This window comes from Nocardia mangyaensis (assembly GCF_001886715.1).
Classification (GTDB): Bacteria; Actinomycetota; Actinomycetes; order Mycobacteriales; family Mycobacteriaceae; genus Nocardia; species Nocardia mangyaensis.
In genome coordinates this window covers 319,430-339,157 of the sequence record NZ_CP018082.1, presented here as the reverse complement: position 1 = coordinate 339,157, position 19,728 = coordinate 319,430, and the positions used below count along the sequence as shown (strand labels likewise).

The window sequence follows — 19,728 nt, the reverse complement described above, 5'->3', positions numbered from 1 at the left end:
GGTCAGGGGTTCTTTGCTGTTCGGGGTCGTCTACTCCCCCGCTCCGGGGACTGTACGCAGTGGGTACGCAGTGCCCGCTCGGGCGGTACGCGCCGCGAGGTCAAGCGCTTCCGCGACCGCGGTCAGATCGTCCGGGAACAGGTCCGCGTACGTGTCGAGCGTGAGCGCCGCCGACTTGTGCCCGAGCATGGTCTGAATCGCCTTCACATTCGCGCCGGCGCTTATCGCGAGCGAGGCGGCGGTGTGCCGAAGATCGTGTGGAGTAAGCGACGGGTACTCAGGCGTCCTGAGACCTTGGCCGCTCTTCAACTCCTCCGCCCGAGCCTCGCGGGCCGCCACCTGGAGACGTTCGACGGCCTTGTCGAACACCCGCGGGCGATACGTCGATACCCGCAGCGTCTTCCCCTTCACCGACCGGAACACCAGCGAATCGCGACTCTGCCCGACCATCAGCGCGGCCAGGTCGACGGCGAGGAATTCCGGGAACGGCACCGACCGCCGCTCATGGTTCTTCGCCGTCGACCAGACCAACCGCCCACGCACCTCGGCCACCGCCTCGAGGACGTTCACCCGGCGCCGAAGCATGTCGAAGTTCGACACCTTCAACGCTGCCATCTCGCCCCACCGAAGGCCGGTGTAAGCGAGGAACCGAATCACGGTCCCCTGCTCGGCGACCTCGCGAGCGAGCTGCTCGACCTGGTCGTGAGTCAGGTAACCGTGCGGCCGGTGCTGCCGTCGCGGAAGCTTCACCCCGGCGCACGGGTTCGACGGCAGCTGCCGGTCATCCACCGCCGATTCGAGAATCATGCGGAGCATCCCCACCGCGTTCTCGATGGTGGGTACACCGACCCCCGCGGCGACCATTTCGGCGATCCACGCTTGAACGTGCGTCTTCCGAATGTCCTTGAGGCTCTTGGTACCCCAGCGCGGAAGGACGTGCGCCTGCCAGGTGTAGTCCCGCGTGGAACTGGTCGTCTCCTTCAGGTGCGCCTGGACGTCGAGCCAGCGCTTACCCGCCTCGGCGATCACCTCGCGGCCGGAGGACGGCGCGACGTGACTCCCCTGCACGATGGTGCTCACCTGCCCGTCCAGCCAGGTCTGTGCGTCTGTCTTCCTGGCGAAGCGCATGGAGTGCTCGTGCCCGTCGTCATCGACGTAGCGAGCGCGCCAGCGCTTCCCCTTGCCGTAGAGCTTGGACGGAACGCGCCGCACCGTGCCGTCCGGCTGGCGTTCGTCCTTGGTCCAGAGGTCTTCGACTCCGGCGCGGCGGTTCCGTCGTGCGGCCATGGTCAAGCAGCTCCGCCGGTCGCGGTGGCCTGCTCCTGCTTAGCGATCCACGCCAGAATCACGGACTCGCGCCAGACGCGGCGGTGACCGAGTTTGAAGCTCACCGGACCTGAGCCGATGTGCGCCCAGTACCGCCACGTTCCCGCGGGGATTCCGGTCAGGGCTTCGCAGTCCTTGGCTTGGAGGTATCGGTCACTGGTGGTGTCCATCGTGGTGTTCTCCTCGGTTCGATGAGTACGCGACGTCGAGTCGTCGGCGGGGAGGTCGTCTACTGGTGTCCAGTCGGTGAGCGGCGTTCCGGCGCGGTCGTCTAGTCCGGTCGGCGCGGTGTCTACTTGCTGTCCAGTGGTGTTGAGTGGCTGTCTACTGGTGTCCGGTCGGCCGGACGCTGGTGTCAGGCGGCGTCTACTCACAGCGATGCCGCCTTGCCGTGCTCGGCGGTAGCTGCGCCGCCGGGGATGACGGTCAGGTCGGGCCGCTGCTCGGCCGGGGAGACCGGACGCGCCAGCAATTCGTCCAGGTCGGCCAACCGCATACGCGGTCCGCCGGTCAGGTCCAGGCCCGCGGCTGCCTCCCGAACCGCGCGCTTCACCGGCTCGCCTCGGCAGTAGAAGACCAGGCCGTCGCATCCGGCGGCCTGCGCGGCCTGAAACGCCCGGTACATGGCCGATTTCGTCACCGATGGGGCCTTGCGGATCAACTCGACCTGCACGGCCCACAACTCGCCTGATCTGGTGCTGTAGCGGCCGTGATGGATGTGGGGCCGCCGCTTACCGGCCTCGGTGGCACCGACCTCGGAATGCAGCACACGTTCCGAGGTCCACCGGTCAAGGTCCAGGCCGGTCAACGCGGTACGGACGGCGAACACCGCCGCGACATGCGCCGCTTGCTTCGGCGACGGAGCCCAGTGCCGCACCTCGAACCCGAGCAACGACTCAGCGGTCGTGCGGGTGGGAAACACCCACGCCGGACCGGGGACCGGTCGGACGTTGAGCCCGCTAACCATCCCGGTATCGCGCCAGCGCTGCGCCATCCGGTATGCCGAGCGCATGCTGACGCTGTGCATAGACGCGACCAGATCCATCGGTGCGCCGTACATCTGGGCGAGGATCGTCAACCCGGTCATGTCGCGGGCACCGAGAATGTGACGTGTCATCGTGGGTTCTCCTCTCGCTGCGAAGCGGTGTCGGTGGTCCCGCTGCGGGCGGGGTAGACAGTCGACTGGACGGGCCGAGTCGCGGTGTCCAGCGGTTGACACCGGGTGTCCAGCCACGAAATGCGGCTGTCTACGCGGTGTCCGGCGGTCGCCCGCCGAAGTTTGATAGGCATAGGTGTGCTCCCTGAACAGGCAAGCCGAAACAGCTTGCCGGGCAATGGGACTGAGTGCCGCGAGGGCGGCGGCGGGGTTTTGCCGGCATAACCGGCGGGCGGTAGGAGGCTCGTGCCGCGCGGGCATCGATGGCCGATGCGGCACGAGACTCGCGGTCGGCTGGCTACCGGTCGTAGTCGGCTTCGCGGGTGCCCTGCTGGCGTGCTACCGCGTCGGCGAGCGCGTTACCGGAGCCGCGGTAGTCGGCCAGGGCCGAGCGGGCGGCAGGAGCGGGCGCCCAGCTCATGAGTTCACGCATCCGCTCTCGCGGCTCCATGAAGTCAATGGCCTGATATACCCGGCCATCCGGTGGGGGGCCGCCGAGTTCTTCGCCGTACTCCTCGGGCACGACCGGCGGGCGGTTCGGTGCACGATTCGCGGTGAGGTACCGGCTCTGCTGGAAGGTGTCGGGCCAGAGTTCGTGCTCCGGAACGCCGAGCGCGACAGCGATCGAGTGCTGATGCACCGGGTACGGAATACGGCCTTGACCGATCCACCGCTGCACGGTCTTCGGGTCGACCTGGACCACTTCGGCCAGCTGATTCGGCGTCAGCCGCGCATTGAACACCGCATCTCGCAGTCGTTCATTCGCCGCGCTCTGGTGACGGCCCTTCCGGATTGCGGCGGTCACCGGTCGTGCCCGTCTCGCTCGGCCTGACGGGTGACGGCGTCGGCGAGAGCGTTGCCCGAACCGACGTAGGCGGCAAGCGCGCTGCGGGCGGGCTGTTCGGTCGGCATCGTCACCAGGTCGGCTTCGGCGAGATCGGCGTGGTAGCCGAACCGGACACGACCGTTGTCCTGCACGGTGCCGTTCTGGGCGATGTCGTCCAACTCGGCGCGCTGGGCGGGCTCGATATCGATTCCGTCGGTAGCCATGTACAGGCCGTTGACCTTGAAGTATTCAACCTCCGGCGCGGCGGGACGGACCTCGCTGCGGGCGCCGGAACGCTCGGCGTATGCGGCGGTGCCGCGCCCGAACTGCTCTTGCAGCTGCCGGTTCGTCATGGTGTTGCGCTCGTGCTCGGTGGTGATGGCGTCTCCGCCGAGCCCGGTACCGAACCAACGGGAGTAGCCGTTGCCGGTGGTGCTGGACTGCGAAGACGGATCTACACTGGACATGCTTCTGACTCCTTGTGAGGGATGGGAAGTGATGCCGGAGCGAGGTGCGAACTCGCCTCCGGTGAGGGCTCCCCTGCCGCTTCAACGGCGGGGGAGTTTTTGTCTAGCCTGGCTAGTTGCCTAGCTTGACTAGCCAACTTCATCGTAACTCGTCCACGCCCGCCAACACAAGCATTTCGGCCTAGCTTGCCTAGGCCAATTCGCAGAACCTCGATACGCTGGACATATGGATGAACTCGACCCGGACGACCCCCGTCCCCCGTATCAGCAGGTGGCCAACGCCCTGCGCGCCGCGATCCTGACCCGCACATTCGAGCCCGGCGAAAAGCTGCCGTCAGGCCCGGTACTCGCGCAGCGGTATGGCGTGGCCCGAATGACCATTCAGCAAGCGATCCGAGTGCTACGGGATGACGGGCTCGTCGTGTCGCGACAGGGCAGCGGCGTCTTCGTGCGCGAGCGAACCGAGCGGCCAGTTGGCCTGCGTCCGCATCTCGAAAGAGCATTCGAAGAACCCAACGTCACGATCGATTTCGCCGGGTTCTCCGGCGAGACGTTGAACGGCGCGATTGCCGAACCGCTCGACAAGATCCGACATGGCCGCCTTCGTCCCGAAACCCTGTCGGTCCGTCTGCTCGTTCCTGACGATGCGGTCCCGTGGGCGCTCCCCGCCGAGGTAGGCACTCTGGCCGACAGTCCCGCATTCCGCCGCCGGGCGAACAGGATCATGGAGCGGCACGCCCTCGCCGTCATCGACACCGTGTTGGAACTCGGTCGCCTCGGCCTGGTCTCAAGTGCATCCGCATCTGTGCGTGTTTGGCCAGCACCGCCCCAGTTCAAGCTGTATCTGTTCAACAGGGCAACCGCGTTCTTCGGGTACTACCCCGTTGTTGAGCACGAGGTGCCGCTGAACGGGGCAACAACGGCGATATGGGACCTCATGGGCAAGGACGCCACGCTGTTCGAGTTCAGCTCCACGAACGATCCTGATTCGACAGGCAGCCAGTTCGTTGCGCAATCACAGCTGTGGTTCGACAGCATCTGGACTTCGGTGGCCAAGGACTACGACGCGTGAGCCCGCTGGCCGAACTTCTGCGTGCACGCAGGACGGTTCTGTTGGATTTCGACGGGCCAATCTGCGCAGTATTCAGCTCAATCACCGACCTGCAGGTAGCGACGGAGCTAGTTGCCATCGCCGGTGCCGAACACCTGCCGCAGTCAGTCCGCGCAGCAAACGACCCGTTTGATGTTCTGCGTCATGCTGCCGACCACCGCGACGGCGAGTCACTGGTCGCGATCGAAGCGAGGTTCCGCGACCTTGAATGCGCCGCGGTGGATACCGCCGATCCAACCCCAGGCGCGGAGGAAGTCCTACGTGCGCTTTCCGCACGGAAGTACCGGGTTGGCGTCGTAACGAACAACTCGGCGGCAGCGGCGGATCGCTACCTTCGGCGCCTGGGGCTTCGATCTACCGTGGGCGTGATCGTCGGTCGGCCAGGTACTCGAGTTGACCTCCTAAAACCCAGTCCGTTCCTGCTCACAACCGCGCTGCGGCAGCTGTCGGTGCAGCCCGATGACGCGCTGTTCGTCGGTGACTCGATGTCAGATGTTGTAGCCGGGCACTCTGCTGGTGTCTCGTGCGTCGCGCTGGCAAATAAATCAGGCAAGGCCGAGCGGTTCGCCAGCCTTCAGCCAGAGTCCACGATTACATCGATGCTCGAGCTACTGGATGCCCTCGCCGTGTAGTCACGAATCCGTGGCCACCCAGTACGCCCGGAAATCGCTCGCTACCTGCTCATTCGCTTACCCTGAGTGGCGGGGTTTTGCCCGGCAACCGCCAAACTGCCTTATAGAGCAGTGATTGCGCGACTAGCGCCCTACCCAGACACTGTGACGGCCCGCGACATGGAGTCCGGCACGATGACGGCCGCGTAGTACACCCATACGGGTCCGGCCTTCAACGACCTGGAGACCGCTGGCTGGTGGGTCGAGCAAGGCGCGGGCGATGAGAATCGGTGGCCGCAGCCACGTTCCGTCCGTCTCCCACGCTTCCATGACCTCGGGTAGACGCCCTCGAACCCAATGCTCGTGGGACTTCGCGTTTATCTCCAACACATCGCCGTCACTCGGACCCGTTGGTACATGCACCAACTCTGTTAGCGGACGCAGCTCCAGAGTCCAATGCACCGCCTCCAACGCCAAGGTGCCGTAGTCGTCGAGGAACTCCGGGTTATCGCCGTGCTCCCATAGCCATTGATCCACGACATCCCTCGGCCATTGCAGTTGGGCAACTCGCGGGTCGGCCAGGAACTCGTCCAGCGTTTCAACTCGGTCTTTTCCCGAGCGTGGAATCTTCAACAGGTCGTAAAGCGTCATGCCACTACATCTACTCGGGGACCGTGCACTCTCCCGTCACCGCTCTCGTCTCCAGCAATAACCGCACGTCAGCCGGTTGTTGTCTGCCCACCCTTTTGGGCGGCCTGCCCCCGCGGCGAGCGGAATGCCCTTCCGCGCCCCTCGGCGCGATCTCGATCCGTAGCGACAGCCGGTCTGTGTGGTTTCTGTCCCTCTCGGTGTGGCCTGATGGCAACTCGATCACTACGGCGACGGGCGTCGAGGGTTGCGTAGCCATCGGCGCAGCCGACGCCGCAGGCGCCCTTGATGCTCGTTGTCGTTGTGATTGCCATCGAGCAGGCCACGCCGCGAGAGACCGACACGACGCCCCCGCGAAGGACCGCGCGGCCCCCGGCCGCGATACCCCCGCCTGACCGCACCGCGCCATCTTGCCCAGACCGCTACGCGAACCGCGCCACCACGCACCCACCGACACGCGCACTACGCACCGCACCAACCACAACAGCCGCGGCACTAGACCGCCAGCCACACACCTGACTACACCACCGACACCGACTCACAACACAACCACCTCGCAAACCCACCGATACCACCTCACTGCACCACTTCTCTTTCTCTCAACCACCACCCCACCCATCTCTTATTTGATCTTTGATTTCTGATTGCTCCCCACCCCCACCCAGTTCGACATCTCATTGGACACGAAGTGGGTGATGAGATGTCGAACTGGGTGGGGGTGGGGAGTGAGCAGAAATCCCGCCCTAAAGCCCAGCTCACACCACTAATCGGGTGGTGGTTTTCGTGTCGCGGCGACGTCACAAGTTGGTGCGGGGTTTTCGCGGGGTTTTCGCTACTTTGTGCCACGGCCAAACCGGCTGCCGGACTACCGAAACCATGAGAGGTTCGCCCTTCCTCGGCGTCTCATCGTGAGCACAGACGGCGGGCAGTTCAAGGGCGCTCCTGCGTCGCGTCGGCTGCGCCGATGGCCTGCGGCCACCCTTGAGCAACCCACCGCCTGCACTCGTTTTGCCTTCGGAGGAAGGGCCAAAGAAACAGTTGGGGATGCAGCCGACCGACCGAACCGCGGCAGATAGATCCTTGGAGGCAAGCGAGCGAAGCTCGTGCGGCAGTACCTCCCAAGCCCGGCAGCCGAGAAAGCGCGACCCGCGTGCGTACCGACAGCCGGTACGCAGACGGTACGCAGACGGTACGCAGCAGCGCCCCAGCTCCCCCGCGCCACCCAACCGCGCCAACAACAGACCCGCAGGTCAGCCAACAATGCCAACACGACCAAGAATCGCCCTGAACTGGTCTTTTACGGAACTCCATAGTTCGGGACGAAGAGGTCGCAGGTTCAAATCCTGTCACCCCGACGTGTTGGTTGAGACACCGAAGAGCCCCTGATCAGTTCGCTGGTCAGGGGCTTTTCGCTGTGTCGGGTCAGGGGCGTGGTTCGGGGGCCTCGGTGGGGTCGGGGTGGGGGTTGTCGCGCTCGGCGGGGTTGGGCCACCAGACGGTCAGGGCGATGACCGTGAGCAGGCCGACGATCAGGGCGAGCAGCACGATGTGGGGGTCGTTCATGGATCGCCCTTCCTTGTGGCGGCGGAATTCCTCAACCAGCCTGGGTCGGGGATGTGTCAGCCAGGGTTCTCCGGTGTTGCGCAAGGTTGAGTTCTGCTCTCCTACGCCGTGACCTCGCGGTGAGGTGAGCTGTGAGGTCCTGCTTACCTGTTCATAACGTGGGGTCACCGCCGAGAAACGCGAGGTCAATAGCGTATACAGGCATGTCGACATCGATGGAGACACCGGCCGAGGCCACCGGTAAACCGCTGCGGGACGTGGTCTACGAGACCTTGCGCGGCGAGCTGATGAACGGCGGGATCAAGTTCGGCGAGCGGCTCACCGAACCCAAACTGTCCACCCGATTCGGGATCTCCCGGACGCCGGTGCGCGAGGCACTGACCATGCTCTGCTCCGACGGGCTGCTGCAACGCGAGGAGTTCGGCTTCAGCCCGGTCCGTCCCAGTGTGCCGCGCATCCGCGATCTGTACGAGTTGCGGCTGACGCTCGAGCTGGGCGGCGTGGCCCGGATCATGACCAACCCCGACCTCACCCATGACCGCGCGCTGCTGCTGGCCGAACGCGAGCGCTGGCTGACGCTGCAGGCCGATCCGCCGGAGCAGCAGCCGGGGTTCGTCGTGGTCGACGAGGAGTTCCACGTCGCGCTGCTCACCTCGGCCGGCAATGCCGAGATGGTGCGAGCGCTACTGTCGGTGAACTCACGGATCCGCCACGTCCGCATGTACGACTTCATGGTCAACAACCGCATCGAGACCACCATCTCCGAGCACCTCGGCATCCTCGACGCGATCCTGGCCGACGAACTGGCACTGGGCTACCAACTCCTGCACACCCACATCGGTGAATCGCTGGATGTGGTCCTCGAGCGGATCTCCCGCGCGATCGCCGCCATGTCGATGGCCGAATAGTCTTCCAAGGAGCGAGGTAGTGAGTTTGCACTTCGACACGGTGCTCATCGCCAATCGCGGTGAGATCGCCTGCCGCATCATCCGTTCCGCGCGCGAGCTGGGGCTGAAGACGGTCGCCGTCTACTCCGAGGCCGATGCCGCCGCCCCACACGTCCGCCACGCCGACGCCGCGGTCCTGCTCGGGCCCGGCCCGGCCGCCCAGTCCTACCTGCTGGCCGATCGTGTCATCGAGGCCGCCCTGGTCACTGGGGCGGGCGCGATCCATCCCGGCTACGGATTCCTCTCCGAGAACGCCGAATTCGCGACCGCGGCGGCCGAGGCGGGACTGGCCTTCGTCGGTCCGACGCCGGAGCAGCTGAAAGTGTTCGGCGACAAACACACCGCACGCGAGGCCGCGCGTGCGGTCGGCGTCCCGCTGATTCCGGGTTCGGGACTGCTGGATTCGGCCGAGCACGCCGTGGCCGAGGCCGAGCGGACCGGCTTGCCGGTGATGCTCAAGGCTGTCGGTGGCGGCGGCGGCATCGGCATGCAGGCCTGTCATGACGCCGACGAGGTGCGGACCGCGTTCACCCGGGTCCAGCGCCTTGCCGCCGCGAATTTCGCCGCCGCCGGGGTGTTTCTGGAGCGGTTCGTCGCCAAGGCGCGCCACGTCGAGGTGCAGTTGTTCGGCGACGGACACGGCCGCGTGGTCTCCCTCGGCACCAGGGACTGCTCGCTGCAGCGCCGCAATCAGAAGGTCCTGGAGGAAGCACCTGCCCCCGGACTCACCGAGGAGTTGACCGAGGAACTCCTGTCGACCTCACGGCTGCTCGCCCAGTCCGTCGACTACCGCTCCGCGGGCACGGTCGAGTTCGTCTACGACATCGAGCGCGACGCCGCCTCCTTCCTCGAGGTGAACACCCGCCTGCAGGTGGAACACCCGGTGACCGAATCCGTCACCGGCGTCGATCTGGTGGCCTGGATGCTGCGTCTCGCGGGCGGCGACGCGGCCATGCTCGACGACCTGCCCGACGCGGGCCCCGCGCTCACCGGCAGCGCGGTCGAGGCCAGGGTCTACGCCGAGGACCCCGGCCAGGACTACCGGCCCAGCGCCGGGCTGATCACCGAGGCGTGGTTCCCGAGCCGAGCGCGGGTCGACACCTGGGTCGCCACCGGCACCGAAGTGTCCTCGCACTACGACCCGATGTTGGCCAAGATCATCACCACCGGCCCGACCCGCACCGACGCGTTCGCCGCGCTCGGCGACGCGCTGGCCGACACCGCGCTCTACGGCGTGCAGACCAACCTCGCCCAATTGCGCCACGCCGCGGTCGATCCCGTCGTCCTCGCCGCGGCGCACAGCACCGCGACCATGACCGGCATCGTCCCGGCCACCCGCCGTGCCGAGGTTCTGCGCGCGGGCACCATGACCACGATCCAGGACCATCCCGGTCGAATCGGCTTGTGGCAGGTGGGAATTCCGCCGTCGGGTCCGATGGACGATCTCTCGTTCACGCTGGCCAACATCGCCGTCGGCAATCCGGCGGGCGCGCCCGGCCTCGAATGCACACTGCAGGGCCCGAAGCTGAGTTTCACCGCGCCGGTGACGATCTGCGTCACGGGCGCGCCCACCCCGGTGACCGTCGACCGCGCCGACGCACCGATGTGGACGCCGATCGAGCTCCCCGCAGGGGCCGTACTCGAGATCGGCGCGCCCGCCGACACCGGACTGCGCACCTACCTGGCCATCCGCGGTGGCATCGACGCGCCGCTCTATCACGGCAGCGCCGCGACATTCACCCTCGGCGGCTTCGGCGGCATCACCGGACGCGCGCTGGTCACCGGCGATGTCCTCGGCCTGCAACCCGACACCGGCGCACCGACCGCCGCGGTGCCGGTCGAGCGTCGACCCGATTTCACCCACGGCTGGCAGCTGGCGGTCGGCGAGGGCCCGCAGACCGCGCCGTCGTACTTCACCGACGACGACATGACCCAGTTCTACGGGGCCGAATGGAAGGTCGGCGCACACGCCAACCGCACCGGCATCCGCCTCGACGGCCCGAAACCGACCTGGTCACGCACCGACGGCGGCGACGCGGGTCTGCATCCGTCGAACCTGCACGACAACCCCTACAGCGTGGGCGCGCTGAACGTCTCCGGCGACACCCCGATCCTGCTCGGGCCCGACGGCCCCAGCCTCGGCGGCTTCGCCTGCCCGCTGACGGTCGTCTCGGCTCAGCGCTGGAAGCTCGGTCAGTTGCGTCCCGGCGACACGATCCGGTTCGTCCCCGTCGACGAGTCCGGCGCCGAACGGCTGCGCGCCGATCCGGCGTCGCGGGCGAGCAATCTGGTGCCCGATCATGGTGTGGCGCTGCGTGATCGAGGCATCCTGCGCAGCAGGGCCGCTGACGGCGACCGCCCGCAGGTCGCCTATCTACGCGGCGGCGACGACAACGTACTCGTCGAATACGGGCCGATGGCACTGGATCTCGGTCTGCGCATGCGGGTGCACGCCCTGTCGGAAGCGCTGTCGACCAGCGGCCTGACCGGCATCGTCGACATCACCCCCGGCGTGCGCTCGCTGCACATCCACTTCGATCCCGAGGTCCTCCCGCAGCACCGTTTACTCGGCACCCTCGCCGAGATCGAGGACGACCTGCCCGCCACCGGTGCGCTGGTGGTGCCCAGCCGAACCATCCGACTGCCGATGTCGTTCGACGACCCCTCCATCGTCGAGGCCATCGACCGCTACCGCAGTGGCGTGCGCGACACCGCACCGTGGCTGCCCTCCACCATCGAGTTCATCCGCCGGATCAACGGTCTCGACAGCATCGAGCAGGTCCGTGACACAGTGTTCTCGGCGGAGTACCTGGTGCTCGGTCTCGGCGATGTGTATCTCGGTGCGCCGCTGGCGGTTCCGCTCGATCCGCGCCACCGTCTGGTGACCACCAAGTACAACCCCGCCCGCACCTGGACCCCGTCCGACGCCGTCGGCATCGGCGGCAAGTACCTGTGCGTGTACGGCATGGAGTCGCCCGGCGGCTACCAGCTGATCGGCCGCACCGTGCCGATCTGGTCGGGCTACCGGCAGAGCGCGCCGTTCGAGTCGGGCACGCCGTGGCTGTTCCGGTTCTTCGACCGGATCGTCTGGGAGCCGGTCGATCCCGAGCAGCTGCTCGAGTATCGGGCCGCCGCGGCCGCGGGTCGCTTCGAGGCCGAGGTGACCGAGGGCAGTTTCGTCCTCGCCGACCACCTGCGCCTGCTCGCCGAGGACGCGGACTCGATCGCGGAGTTCGAGGCCACGCAAGCCGCGGCCTTCGCCGTCGAGCGACAAGCCTGGCAGGAGTCAGGCGAATTCGAGCGTGGCGGCACCGTCGACCAGGTCGTCGAGACCACCGTGGACCCCCTCGCCGGGCTCCCCGCCGACGCCACCGTCGTCACCGCGCCGATGACCGGCAACGTGTGGCGGGTAGACGTGGCCGAGGGGCAGAGCCTGGCCGCCGGCGCCACCGTAGCGGTGCTCGAAGCCATGAAGCTCGAACTACCGGTGTCAACACCGGACGGTGGCGTCGTACTGAAAGTGCTCGCCGCACCGGGGACCAAGGTGGAACCCGGAACCCCTCTCGCAGTGATCGGAGTCGACTGACATGACCGCACGACTACTCGACAACGCCTCGGTGACCGCCCGGGTCGCCGCCGCGTACGCGCGGATCACCGAGGTGGACCGGCCGGAGGTGTGGATCACGCTGCGTCCGCGCGACGAGCTGACCGCCGAGGCGGTCGAGCTGGAGCGTCGGCTCACCGAGGGTGCGAACCTGCCGCTGGCCGGGCTGCTCGTCGCGGTGAAGGACAACATCGATGTCGCAGGTCTGCCGACCACCGCCGCCTGCCCCGAATTCGCCTACCCGGCCGCTGAATCCGCCGCGGCCGTCGCGCGGTTGGTCGAGGCGGGTGCGCTGATCCTCGGCAAGACCAATCTGGACCAGTTCGCGACCGGGCTCGTCGGCACCCGCAGCCCGTACGGCGCGGTGCGCAACGCCCTGCGTCCCGAGTTGATCGCCGGCGGGTCGAGTTCGGGTTCGGCGGCGGCCGTCGCCCTCGGGATCGCCGATATCGCGCTCGGCACCGACACCGCCGGGTCGGGCCGGGTGCCGGCCGCACTGCACGGCATCGTCGGGATCAAGGCGAGTCTCGGCGTGATTCCCGCGCACGGCGTGGTCCCGGCCTGCGCCGACTACGACGCGGTCACCGTGTTCGCCGCCGACCTGGACCTGGCCGTCACCGCCGCCGCGACCCTGACGGGCGCCGAACCGCGCGACCCGCGCAGCCGGGTCTGGCCCGCCGATGTCGCGCTCGCGGCGTCCCCGCGGCCGAAGGTGGCCATCCCGCGCCCAGCCGATCTCGAGCCACTGAGTCCGGCCTACCGCGCCGCGTTCGCCGACACCGTTGCCACCCTGCGTGATCGGGGCGCCACGATCACCGAGATCGACATCTCCGAACTGCTGGAAGCGGCGCGGCTGCTCTACGACGGCGCCATCGTGGCCGAACGCTACGCCGCGGTGGGCGAGTTCGTCAGCAAGGGCGCGGCCGGGCTCGACCCGACCGTGGCCGGCATCATCAGCGCGGCGGGGCAACTCGACGCACACCTCTTCGCCGCCGATCTCGACACCCTCGCCGTCGCCCGCGCCGCCACGACCGCGCTGCTCACCGACTACGACGGTCTGCTGATCCCGACCACCACCGAGCACCCCTCGATCGCCGAGGTCGCGGCCGATCCGGTGGCGATCAACCGCCGCCTCGGCACCTACACCAACTTCTGCAATCTGCTCGACCTCGCCGCCGTCGCCGTCCCCGGCGTGCCCACCGCCGATGGGCTGCCGTTCGGCGTGACCTTCGTCGTCCCCGGTTTCGCCGACCAACGCGCCGTCGACCTGGCGGCGCTGCTGGCCGGAGAACCCGAGGCGCCCTTGCTCGTCCGGACCGGCGTCCCGCTCGCGGTCTTCGGCGCCCACCTGCGCGGCCAGCCGCTGCACTGGCAGCTCGAACAGCTCGGCGCCCGCTTCACCGGTGAGATCACCACCACCGACGCCTACCGGCTCACCGCCCTGGACACCGTCCCGCCCAAGCCCGGCCTGGTGCGCCACGGCGACGGCCTCGGCGCGCCGATCCGCGGTGAACTGTTCCTCGTCTCCCCCGGCGGACTCGGCCGATTCCTGGCCGAACTCCCCCCGCCCATGGCCCTGACCAGCATCGAACTCGCCGATGGCCGCTCGGTGATCGGCTTCGCGTGCAGCTACGACGCCGCCGTGGCCGCCACCGACATCACCGAACACGGCGGCTGGGTGGCCTACCTACAGAAACATTGACCGGGCCGGTCACCCCGCGTCGACCGGCCCGGTCGGTGTACCCCACGACACCCCTGGAACATGTCCGGCCCAGTCCGTCGGTGTGGTTACCGTCGGCAGTGCGTCTTCAGCGTCTGGAAGAGCCACCTTCTGGTCTGCACCGCCGGGTCCGACCGATCACCCCTCGAGACCGATCGGACCCGGTTGTTCCGGTGTCTGCAGATAGAATGCGGTGCCGGTCTCTAGAGCTTCTTAAGAACAACTTGTCGCATCCGCGCCCTCTTCGGCGATGATGTAAGTACCGACAAGAGGAGAACGACGATGGAAACGCTGATCGTCTGGGTACTGGCGAGCCTGCTCTACTGGTTCAGCAACTTCTGACCAGTAGCCCGGATCACATCGGAGGCGCGGAATAGTTCGCCGCGCCACCCGGTTGAACACCACTGTCGGCGTCCGAACAGCCCCGGGCCTCACCCCATTGTCGCTACGAGCGACCACTCGCCGAGAGGCGCTTGTGGGGCGTCGACACCCTGACGGGTCGTCCCTGTGACGGCCCGCGATCATACGCCGCCAGGTCTCCCTCATCGACCTGGCGGCGTTCGTCGTGTTCGGGGGTTTACGGGTAGATGAACGTACCGATGATCAGGGGATTCGGCGGCCCCGCTATACGGGTTACGGTGGATCGGCGGGGCTACTCTCGCCCGCATGGGGCACAGCAGGGGTGTTTTCTCGGGCATTGTTGCGTTGGCGTTGGTTTCGGCGAGCCTGTTCGCGGCGCCGGTTCACGCGGCTCCGCGGGGTGGGGTGGAGTGCTCGGTGACCTCGGGCCGGGAGTTGGAGCGGGCCATGCCCGAGCAGGTGGGGCTGGATCCGGCGAAGCTCGCGGAGGCGTTGCAGTTCGCGGATTCGCGCAATCGGCTCAATGTGCAAGTGTTCCGGCACAACTGCCTGGTGGGTGAGGGGCCGCGCAACGAGGAGACCGGCAATGTCGCGTGGAACATCTGGAGTGTCACCAAGTCGGTGGTGTCGCTGCTCACCGGGATCGCCTCCGATCAGGGGAAACTCGCGATCGACGCGCCGATCGATCGGTATCTGCCCCCTGGGCTCGGTGACGCCGCGCATCGGGCGATCACGGTGGAGAACCTGCTCACCGAGACTTCCGGGATGAAGGTGGGGGTGCTCACCGAAGGAATCACCGCGGTGATTCCGGTCGATCCGCACAGTGCGGTGCAGGCGCTCGCGGTGGAGCTCACGAATCCGCCGGGGACCACGTTCAGCTACAGCCAGCGCAATGTGGATCTGCTGTCGTATGTGATCGAGCTGGCCGTCGGCGAACCGCTGCAGGACTTCGCGCAGCGTGAGCTGTTCGGTCCGCTCGGCATCGCCGGCGAGGACTATTACTGGGCGCGCGACCGGTCCGGCTTCACCTATGGGTACGCCCATCTGTTGATGCCGCCCAACAACCTCGCCAAGATCGGTCTGCTCGTGGCCAACGACGGTCGCTGGGGCGCCGAACGCGTGATCTCGGACGACTATCTGCGCAAGGCGCGCACACCGTCACCACAGAACAGGTGCTACGGGTATCTGTTCTGGGTGGGTGCCGACTGTGCCGAGTCGCCGGACTTCCTGCCGCCCGACACCTTCTTCATGTCGGGTCTGGCGTTGCAGAACGTCTTCTTCATGCCGGAGCTCGACCTGATGGTCATGTGGACGGGTGCGTTCGGCAACATCACCGAGCACGGGGCCCGCGGGGTGATCGCGCACCCCGAGGAACTGCCGCACGAGTTCTTCCGGCGGTTGTTCGCCGCGTTCACCGACACCCCGGTGCCGGTGGCCGAGCCGTATGTGGAACCACCGCTGGAGTTCGAGGCGAGCAAGCTGTTCGACGCCGAGATCCTGCTCGCGGTGTTCGGGATCGGCAAGGGCGCCTACCCCGGCTGCACCGTCTTCAACTGCCTCGATCAGCCGCTCGCCCCACCGTTCGCCAGCATCCCGCCCGGCTGCGCGATCCTGGTCTGCCTCGGCGACGACCCGCGCACTCCGGGCATCAAGACAGTGGAGTGACCCAGCCGTGCTCGGTGTCGCCACGCAGCGCCGCCGCGTGCCGTTTGCGTAGCGCCGTGGTGACCGGTCCGACGATGCCCGCGCCGACCGCGCGCCCGTCGATCTCGAAGACCGGCGCCGCGCCCGCCGAGGTGCCGGTGACGAACACCTCGTCGGCGATGTAGAGCTCGGTCAGGTCGACCGTGCGCTCCCGCACCGGGATTCCCTCCTCGCGGGCGAGGGTGAGCACCGTGCGGCGGTTGATCCCGTCGAGGATGTCGCACGACACGTCCGGCGTGATCAGCGTGCCGCCGCGCACCAGGAAGATGTTGGCCGCCGACAGCTCACAGACATGCCCGCCACCGTCCAGGAAGACGCAATCGTCGTAGCCGCTGTCGATCGCGTCCTGCTTGGCCAGCACCGAATTCACATACGCCCCATTGACTTTCGCCCGCGAGGGAATCGCGTTGTCCGGAATCCGCCGCCACGGACTCGACTTCAACCGCATCCCGTCCTGCGGCACGATCGGTACCGCGTCATAGACGAACATGCTCACCTGAATCGCGCACCCGCGCACCCGTGTCCCCGGAATCGACTCCACCACATGCACGCTCACCCGCACGAACACGTCATCGGCAGGAGCGTTGGCCGCGACCAACTCCCGTACCCCCACCTCGAACCGCGCGTAGTCCCACTCCTGCGCGAACCGATCGATCCCGATGATCTTGCACGACTCCTCGAGCCTGCGAAAATGATCAGCCAACCGAAACGCATGCCGCGCCCCGCCCTCGACCAGCACCGGAAACACCGTGTACACGCTCAGCCCGTACAACACAGCCGAAGATGCGACCCCCACGGTCGCCTGATCGGCGGGAACGAGCCGGTCACCGAGAAACACATGCGAATGAGGTTGCGCCATCGGCCAAAACTAACAGCCCGCCCGCCCCACCCTCGAACGATTTAGCCACACCCGTACCCAGCACATCACCAACACTCGAGTCCGCCATGACCGCACCACCAGCCCCGCACATCCCGACCCCGAGGAGGGATCGCCGACGCAGTCGGCGGTTCGCGCCCGTCCCGCCGATCAGGCACCGTGGCGTACGCGACGAAGGAGCAAGCAACGGTGCCCGATCGACAGGACCGCTCAGGAACGCGAACCCTGAACCCGCCACCGCTCCAACAAACCGGCCCCGCACATCCCGACCCCGAGGAGGGATCGCCGACGCAGTCGGCGGTTCGCGCCCGTCCCGCCGATCAGGCGCCGTTGCGTACGCGACGAAGGAGCAAGAAACGGTGCCTGATCGTCGGGACCGCCGGGGGCGCGAACCTCGAGCGCGCCAGCGCTCCAACAAACACCGATCAGCGGTCGTTCAACAACACTTCCGCGATCTGAATCGTGTTCAGCGCAGCACCCTTACGCAGATTGTCCCCAGAGATGAACAGCGCGAGCCCACGCCCACCCGGCACACCCGGATCCTGCCGAATCCGCCCGACCAGCGAGTCGTCCTGCCCAGCGGCAGCCAACGGCGTCGGCACATCCACCAACCGCACACCGGGCGCCTTGGCCAGCAGTTCCTTGGCCTGCTCGACCGAAAGCGGCTCGGCGAACTCGGCATTGATCGACAGCGAGTGCCCGGTGAACACCGGCACGCGCACACAGGTACCCGAGACCAGCAGTTCGGGCAGTCCGAGAATCTTGCGGCTCTCGTTGCGCAGCTTCTGATCCTCGTCGGTCTCGAACGACCCGTCATCGACCAGCGCACCCGCCAGCGGAATCACATCGAACGCGATCGGCGCGACGTACTTGTTCGGCGCGGGGAAATTCACGGCCGACCCGTCGTGCACCAGCTTCTCGGCATCGTCGGCCACCGCGCGGATCTGCGAGGCGAGCTCCTCGACACCGGCCAGACCCGAACCGGAAACAGCCTGGTACGACGACACGATCAACCGCTGCAAGCCGGCCACGTCGTGCAGCGGCTTGAGCACCGGCATCGCGGCCATCGTGGTGCAATTCGGGTTGGCGATGATCCCCTTGACCAGGTTGCGCGTGGCCTCGGGGTTGACCTCCGAGACCACCAGCGGTACCTCGGGGTCCTTGCGCCAGGCCGAGGAATTGTCGATCACGGTGACACCGGCCGCGGCGAAGCGCGGGGCCTGGACCCGAGACATGGTGGCACCGGCCGAGAACAGCGCGATGTCGAGACCCGAGGGATCGGCGGTCTCGGTGTCCTCGACGACGATCTCGCCGCCGCGCCACGGCAGCGTCTTGCCGGCCGAGCGCGCGGACGCGAAGAACCGCACCTCGTCGGCCGGGAAGTCGCGCTCTTCCAGCAGCTTGCGCATGACGGCGCCGACCTGTCCGGTCGCGCCGACGACTCCTACACGTACGCCCATGATTCAGTGCCCTTTCGACATGATCGGGAGCGCTACGTGGTTACGCTCCGTTGCCGCCTTCGCGCTTGACTCGATCATGTCAGCGCCCCGTTCCGCCGTGGACAACAGCGGCCTCTTCGCCGCCGAGATCGAAGGCCTTGTGCAGCACCTGCACGGCCTCGTCGAGTTCGGTGTCGCGCACCAGCACCGAGATGCGGATCTCCGAGGTGGAGATCAGGTCGATGTTGACGCCCGCGTTGGCCAGCGCCTCACAGAAGGTGGCGGTGACGCCGGGGTGCGACTTCATGCCCGCGCCGACCAGGGAGACCTTGCCGATGTGGTCGTCGGAGAGGATCTCGGCGAAGCCGATCTCGTCCTGGCGCTTGGTCAGCATCTGCACCGCGCGGACCAGGTCGGTCTTGGGGCAGGTGAAGGTGATGTCGGTCTTGCCCGTGTCGACCTTGGAGATGTTCTGCAGCACCATGTCGATGTTGATCTCGGCGTCGGCGACCGCACGGAACACCTTGGCCGCGTAGCCCGGCTCGTCCGGCAGGGCGACGACGGTCACCTTGGCCTCGCTGCGGTCGTGCGCGACGCCGGTCAGGATTGCCTGTTCCACGGGAATGTCCTCCATCGATCCGAAAACAGTGGTGCCGATCTTGTCGGTGTAGGACGACCGGACATGAACGGGCACGTTGTAGCGGCGCGCGTACTCGACGCAGCGCAGCATCAGCACCTTCGAGCCGCACGCCGCCATCTCCAGCATCTCCTCGTAGGAGATGTTGTCGAGCTTCTGCGCGTCGGCGACGATGCGGGGGTCGGCGCTGAAGATGCCGTCGACATCGGTGTAGATCTCGCAGACATCGGCTTTGAGCGCCGCGGCCAGCGCGACGGCGGTGGTGTCGGAACCGCCACGGCCCAGCGTGGTGACGTCCTTGCTGTCCTGGCTCACGCCTTGGAAGCCCGCGACCAGCACGATCTGGCCCTCGGCGAGCGCCTCCTGCAGGCGGCCGGGGGTGACGTCGATGATCTTGGCCTTACCGTGCGCGCCGGTGGTGATCACGCCGGCCTGCGAGCCGGTGAACGAGCGCGCCTCGGCGCCGAGGGTGTGAATGGCCATCGCCACCAGTGCGTTCGAGATGCGCTCACCAGAGGTCAGGAGCATGTCCATCTCGCGGGCAGGCGGGGCCGGGGCGACCTGCTCGGCGAGGTCGAGCAGCTCGTCGGTGGTGTCACCCATCGCCGAGCACACCACGACCACGTCGTGCCCCTGCTTCTTCGTCTCCACGATCCGTTCAGCGACGCGCCGGATCCGCTCGGCGGTGGCCACCGAGGATCCTCCGTACTTCTGAACAACGAGAGCCACGGC

General features: G+C 67.2%; 16 protein-coding genes. 6 read left to right on the top strand and 10 right to left on the bottom strand.

Annotated features, from left to right (window positions below):
- Positions 1 to 30: 30 nt before the first annotated feature.
- From BOX37_RS01500 to BOX37_RS01480, 5 genes are all read right to left on the bottom strand, one after another.
- Complete coding sequence (locus BOX37_RS01500) at positions 31 to 1,287, bottom strand: tyrosine-type recombinase/integrase (protein WP_071925882.1); 1,257 nt, start codon at positions 1,285 to 1,287, stop codon at positions 31 to 33.
- 2 nt (positions 1,288 to 1,289) lie between these two features.
- The gene (locus BOX37_RS01495; protein WP_071925881.1) at positions 1,290 to 1,496 is read right to left on the bottom strand and encodes a helix-turn-helix transcriptional regulator; all 207 of its coding nucleotides are present in this window, start codon (positions 1,494 to 1,496) and stop codon (positions 1,290 to 1,292) included.
- Between the two features lie 200 nt (positions 1,497 to 1,696).
- Entirely contained in the window at positions 1,697 to 2,443 is a 747-nt protein-coding gene (locus tag BOX37_RS01490) for a hypothetical protein (protein ID WP_071925880.1), read from the bottom strand.
- Between the two features lie 337 nt (positions 2,444 to 2,780).
- On the bottom strand, positions 2,781 to 3,224 hold the full coding sequence (locus BOX37_RS01485) for a MerR family transcriptional regulator (RefSeq protein ID WP_156910229.1): 444 nt from the start codon (positions 3,222 to 3,224) through the stop codon (positions 2,781 to 2,783).
- A gap of 59 nt (positions 3,225 to 3,283) precedes the next feature.
- Positions 3,284 to 3,775, bottom strand: coding sequence for a hypothetical protein (locus BOX37_RS01480; protein ID WP_071925878.1), 492 nt, complete (start codon positions 3,773 to 3,775; stop codon positions 3,284 to 3,286).
- A gap of 226 nt (positions 3,776 to 4,001) precedes the next feature.
- Here BOX37_RS01480 and BOX37_RS01475 point away from each other — a divergent pair, with 226 nt between their 5' ends.
- Together BOX37_RS01475 and BOX37_RS01470 are read left to right on the top strand one after the other, a co-directional pair.
- Positions 4,002 to 4,847, top strand: a complete 846-nt coding sequence (locus BOX37_RS01475; RefSeq protein WP_071925877.1) for a GntR family transcriptional regulator — start codon at positions 4,002 to 4,004, stop codon at positions 4,845 to 4,847.
- On the top strand, positions 4,844 to 5,518 hold the full coding sequence (locus BOX37_RS01470) for an HAD family hydrolase (RefSeq protein ID WP_167659884.1): 675 nt from the start codon (positions 4,844 to 4,846) through the stop codon (positions 5,516 to 5,518). Before BOX37_RS01475 ends, BOX37_RS01470 begins: the two co-directional genes overlap by 4 nt.
- Positions 5,519 to 5,641: 123 nt before the next feature.
- On the opposite strand, the gene BOX37_RS01465 is transcribed toward BOX37_RS01470, so the two are convergent.
- A complete protein-coding gene (locus tag BOX37_RS01465; RefSeq protein ID WP_071925876.1) occupies positions 5,642 to 6,148 on the bottom strand; it encodes a hypothetical protein in 507 nt (168 codons plus the stop codon).
- Positions 6,149 to 7,567: 1,419 nt separating this feature from the next.
- Positions 7,568 to 7,708 carry a hypothetical protein gene (locus tag BOX37_RS33605; RefSeq protein WP_156910228.1) on the bottom strand — a complete coding sequence of 47 codons (141 nt, stop codon included), beginning with the start codon at positions 7,706 to 7,708 and terminating at the stop codon, positions 7,568 to 7,570.
- Between the two features lie 203 nt (positions 7,709 to 7,911).
- Between BOX37_RS33605 and BOX37_RS01460 the strand changes: the two genes are divergently transcribed.
- From BOX37_RS01460 to BOX37_RS01445, 4 genes are all read left to right on the top strand, one after another.
- The gene (locus tag BOX37_RS01460) at positions 7,912 to 8,616 is read left to right on the top strand and encodes a GntR family transcriptional regulator (RefSeq protein WP_071925875.1); all 705 of its coding nucleotides are present in this window, start codon (positions 7,912 to 7,914) and stop codon (positions 8,614 to 8,616) included.
- 19 nt (positions 8,617 to 8,635) lie between these two features.
- Positions 8,636 to 12,241: an urea carboxylase gene (gene uca / locus BOX37_RS01455; protein ID WP_071925874.1), complete on the top strand. Its 3,606-nt coding sequence runs from the start codon at positions 8,636 to 8,638 to the stop codon at positions 12,239 to 12,241.
- 1 nt (position 12,242) lies between these two features.
- Positions 12,243 to 13,961: an allophanate hydrolase gene (gene atzF / locus BOX37_RS01450; RefSeq protein ID WP_071925873.1), complete on the top strand. Its 1,719-nt coding sequence runs from the start codon at positions 12,243 to 12,245 to the stop codon at positions 13,959 to 13,961.
- Positions 13,962 to 14,645: 684 nt separating this feature from the next.
- Positions 14,646 to 16,004: a serine hydrolase domain-containing protein gene (locus BOX37_RS01445; RefSeq protein WP_071925872.1), complete on the top strand. Its 1,359-nt coding sequence runs from the start codon at positions 14,646 to 14,648 to the stop codon at positions 16,002 to 16,004.
- Here BOX37_RS01445 and BOX37_RS01440 read toward each other — a convergent pair.
- The 3 genes from BOX37_RS01440 to BOX37_RS01430 all read right to left on the bottom strand — a co-directional run bounded on the left by BOX37_RS01440 (position 15,988) and on the right by BOX37_RS01430 (position 19,725).
- A complete protein-coding gene (locus BOX37_RS01440) occupies positions 15,988 to 16,902 on the bottom strand; it encodes an aminotransferase class IV (protein ID WP_071925871.1) in 915 nt (304 codons plus the stop codon). The genes BOX37_RS01445 and BOX37_RS01440 overlap by 17 nt on opposite strands.
- Before the next feature lie 443 nt (positions 16,903 to 17,345).
- Positions 17,346 to 18,380, bottom strand: coding sequence for an aspartate-semialdehyde dehydrogenase (locus BOX37_RS01435; protein WP_071925870.1), 1,035 nt, complete (start codon positions 18,378 to 18,380; stop codon positions 17,346 to 17,348).
- A 79-nt stretch (positions 18,381 to 18,459) separates the two neighbouring features.
- The gene (locus tag BOX37_RS01430; RefSeq protein WP_071925869.1) at positions 18,460 to 19,725 is read right to left on the bottom strand and encodes an aspartate kinase; all 1,266 of its coding nucleotides are present in this window, start codon (positions 19,723 to 19,725) and stop codon (positions 18,460 to 18,462) included.
- Positions 19,726 to 19,728 lie beyond the last annotated feature (3 nt).

Coding starts and splice junctions, on each gene's coding strand:
- BOX37_RS01500 (WP_071925882.1), bottom strand. CDS start 1,287: ATGGCCGCACGACGGAACCGCCGCGCCGGAGTCGAAGACCTCTGGACC.
- BOX37_RS01445 (WP_071925872.1), top strand. CDS start 14,646: ATGGGGCACAGCAGGGGTGTTTTCTCGGGCATTGTTGCGTTGGCGTTG.
- BOX37_RS01495 (WP_071925881.1), bottom strand. CDS start 1,496: ATGGACACCACCAGTGACCGATACCTCCAAGCCAAGGACTGCGAAGCC.
- BOX37_RS33605 (WP_156910228.1), bottom strand. CDS start 7,708: ATGAACGACCCCCACATCGTGCTGCTCGCCCTGATCGTCGGCCTGCTC.
- BOX37_RS01440 (WP_071925871.1), bottom strand. CDS start 16,902: ATGGCGCAACCTCATTCGCATGTGTTTCTCGGTGACCGGCTCGTTCCC.
- BOX37_RS01480 (WP_071925878.1), bottom strand. CDS start 3,775: ATGTCCAGTGTAGATCCGTCTTCGCAGTCCAGCACCACCGGCAACGGC.
- BOX37_RS01490 (WP_071925880.1), bottom strand. CDS start 2,443: ATGACACGTCACATTCTCGGTGCCCGCGACATGACCGGGTTGACGATC.
- BOX37_RS01465 (WP_071925876.1), bottom strand. CDS start 6,148: ATGACGCTTTACGACCTGTTGAAGATTCCACGCTCGGGAAAAGACCGA.
- atzF (WP_071925873.1), top strand. CDS start 12,243: ATGACCGCACGACTACTCGACAACGCCTCGGTGACCGCCCGGGTCGCC.
- BOX37_RS01475 (WP_071925877.1), top strand. CDS start 4,002: ATGGATGAACTCGACCCGGACGACCCCCGTCCCCCGTATCAGCAGGTG.
- BOX37_RS01460 (WP_071925875.1), top strand. CDS start 7,912: ATGTCGACATCGATGGAGACACCGGCCGAGGCCACCGGTAAACCGCTG.
- BOX37_RS01435 (WP_071925870.1), bottom strand. CDS start 18,380: ATGGGCGTACGTGTAGGAGTCGTCGGCGCGACCGGACAGGTCGGCGCC.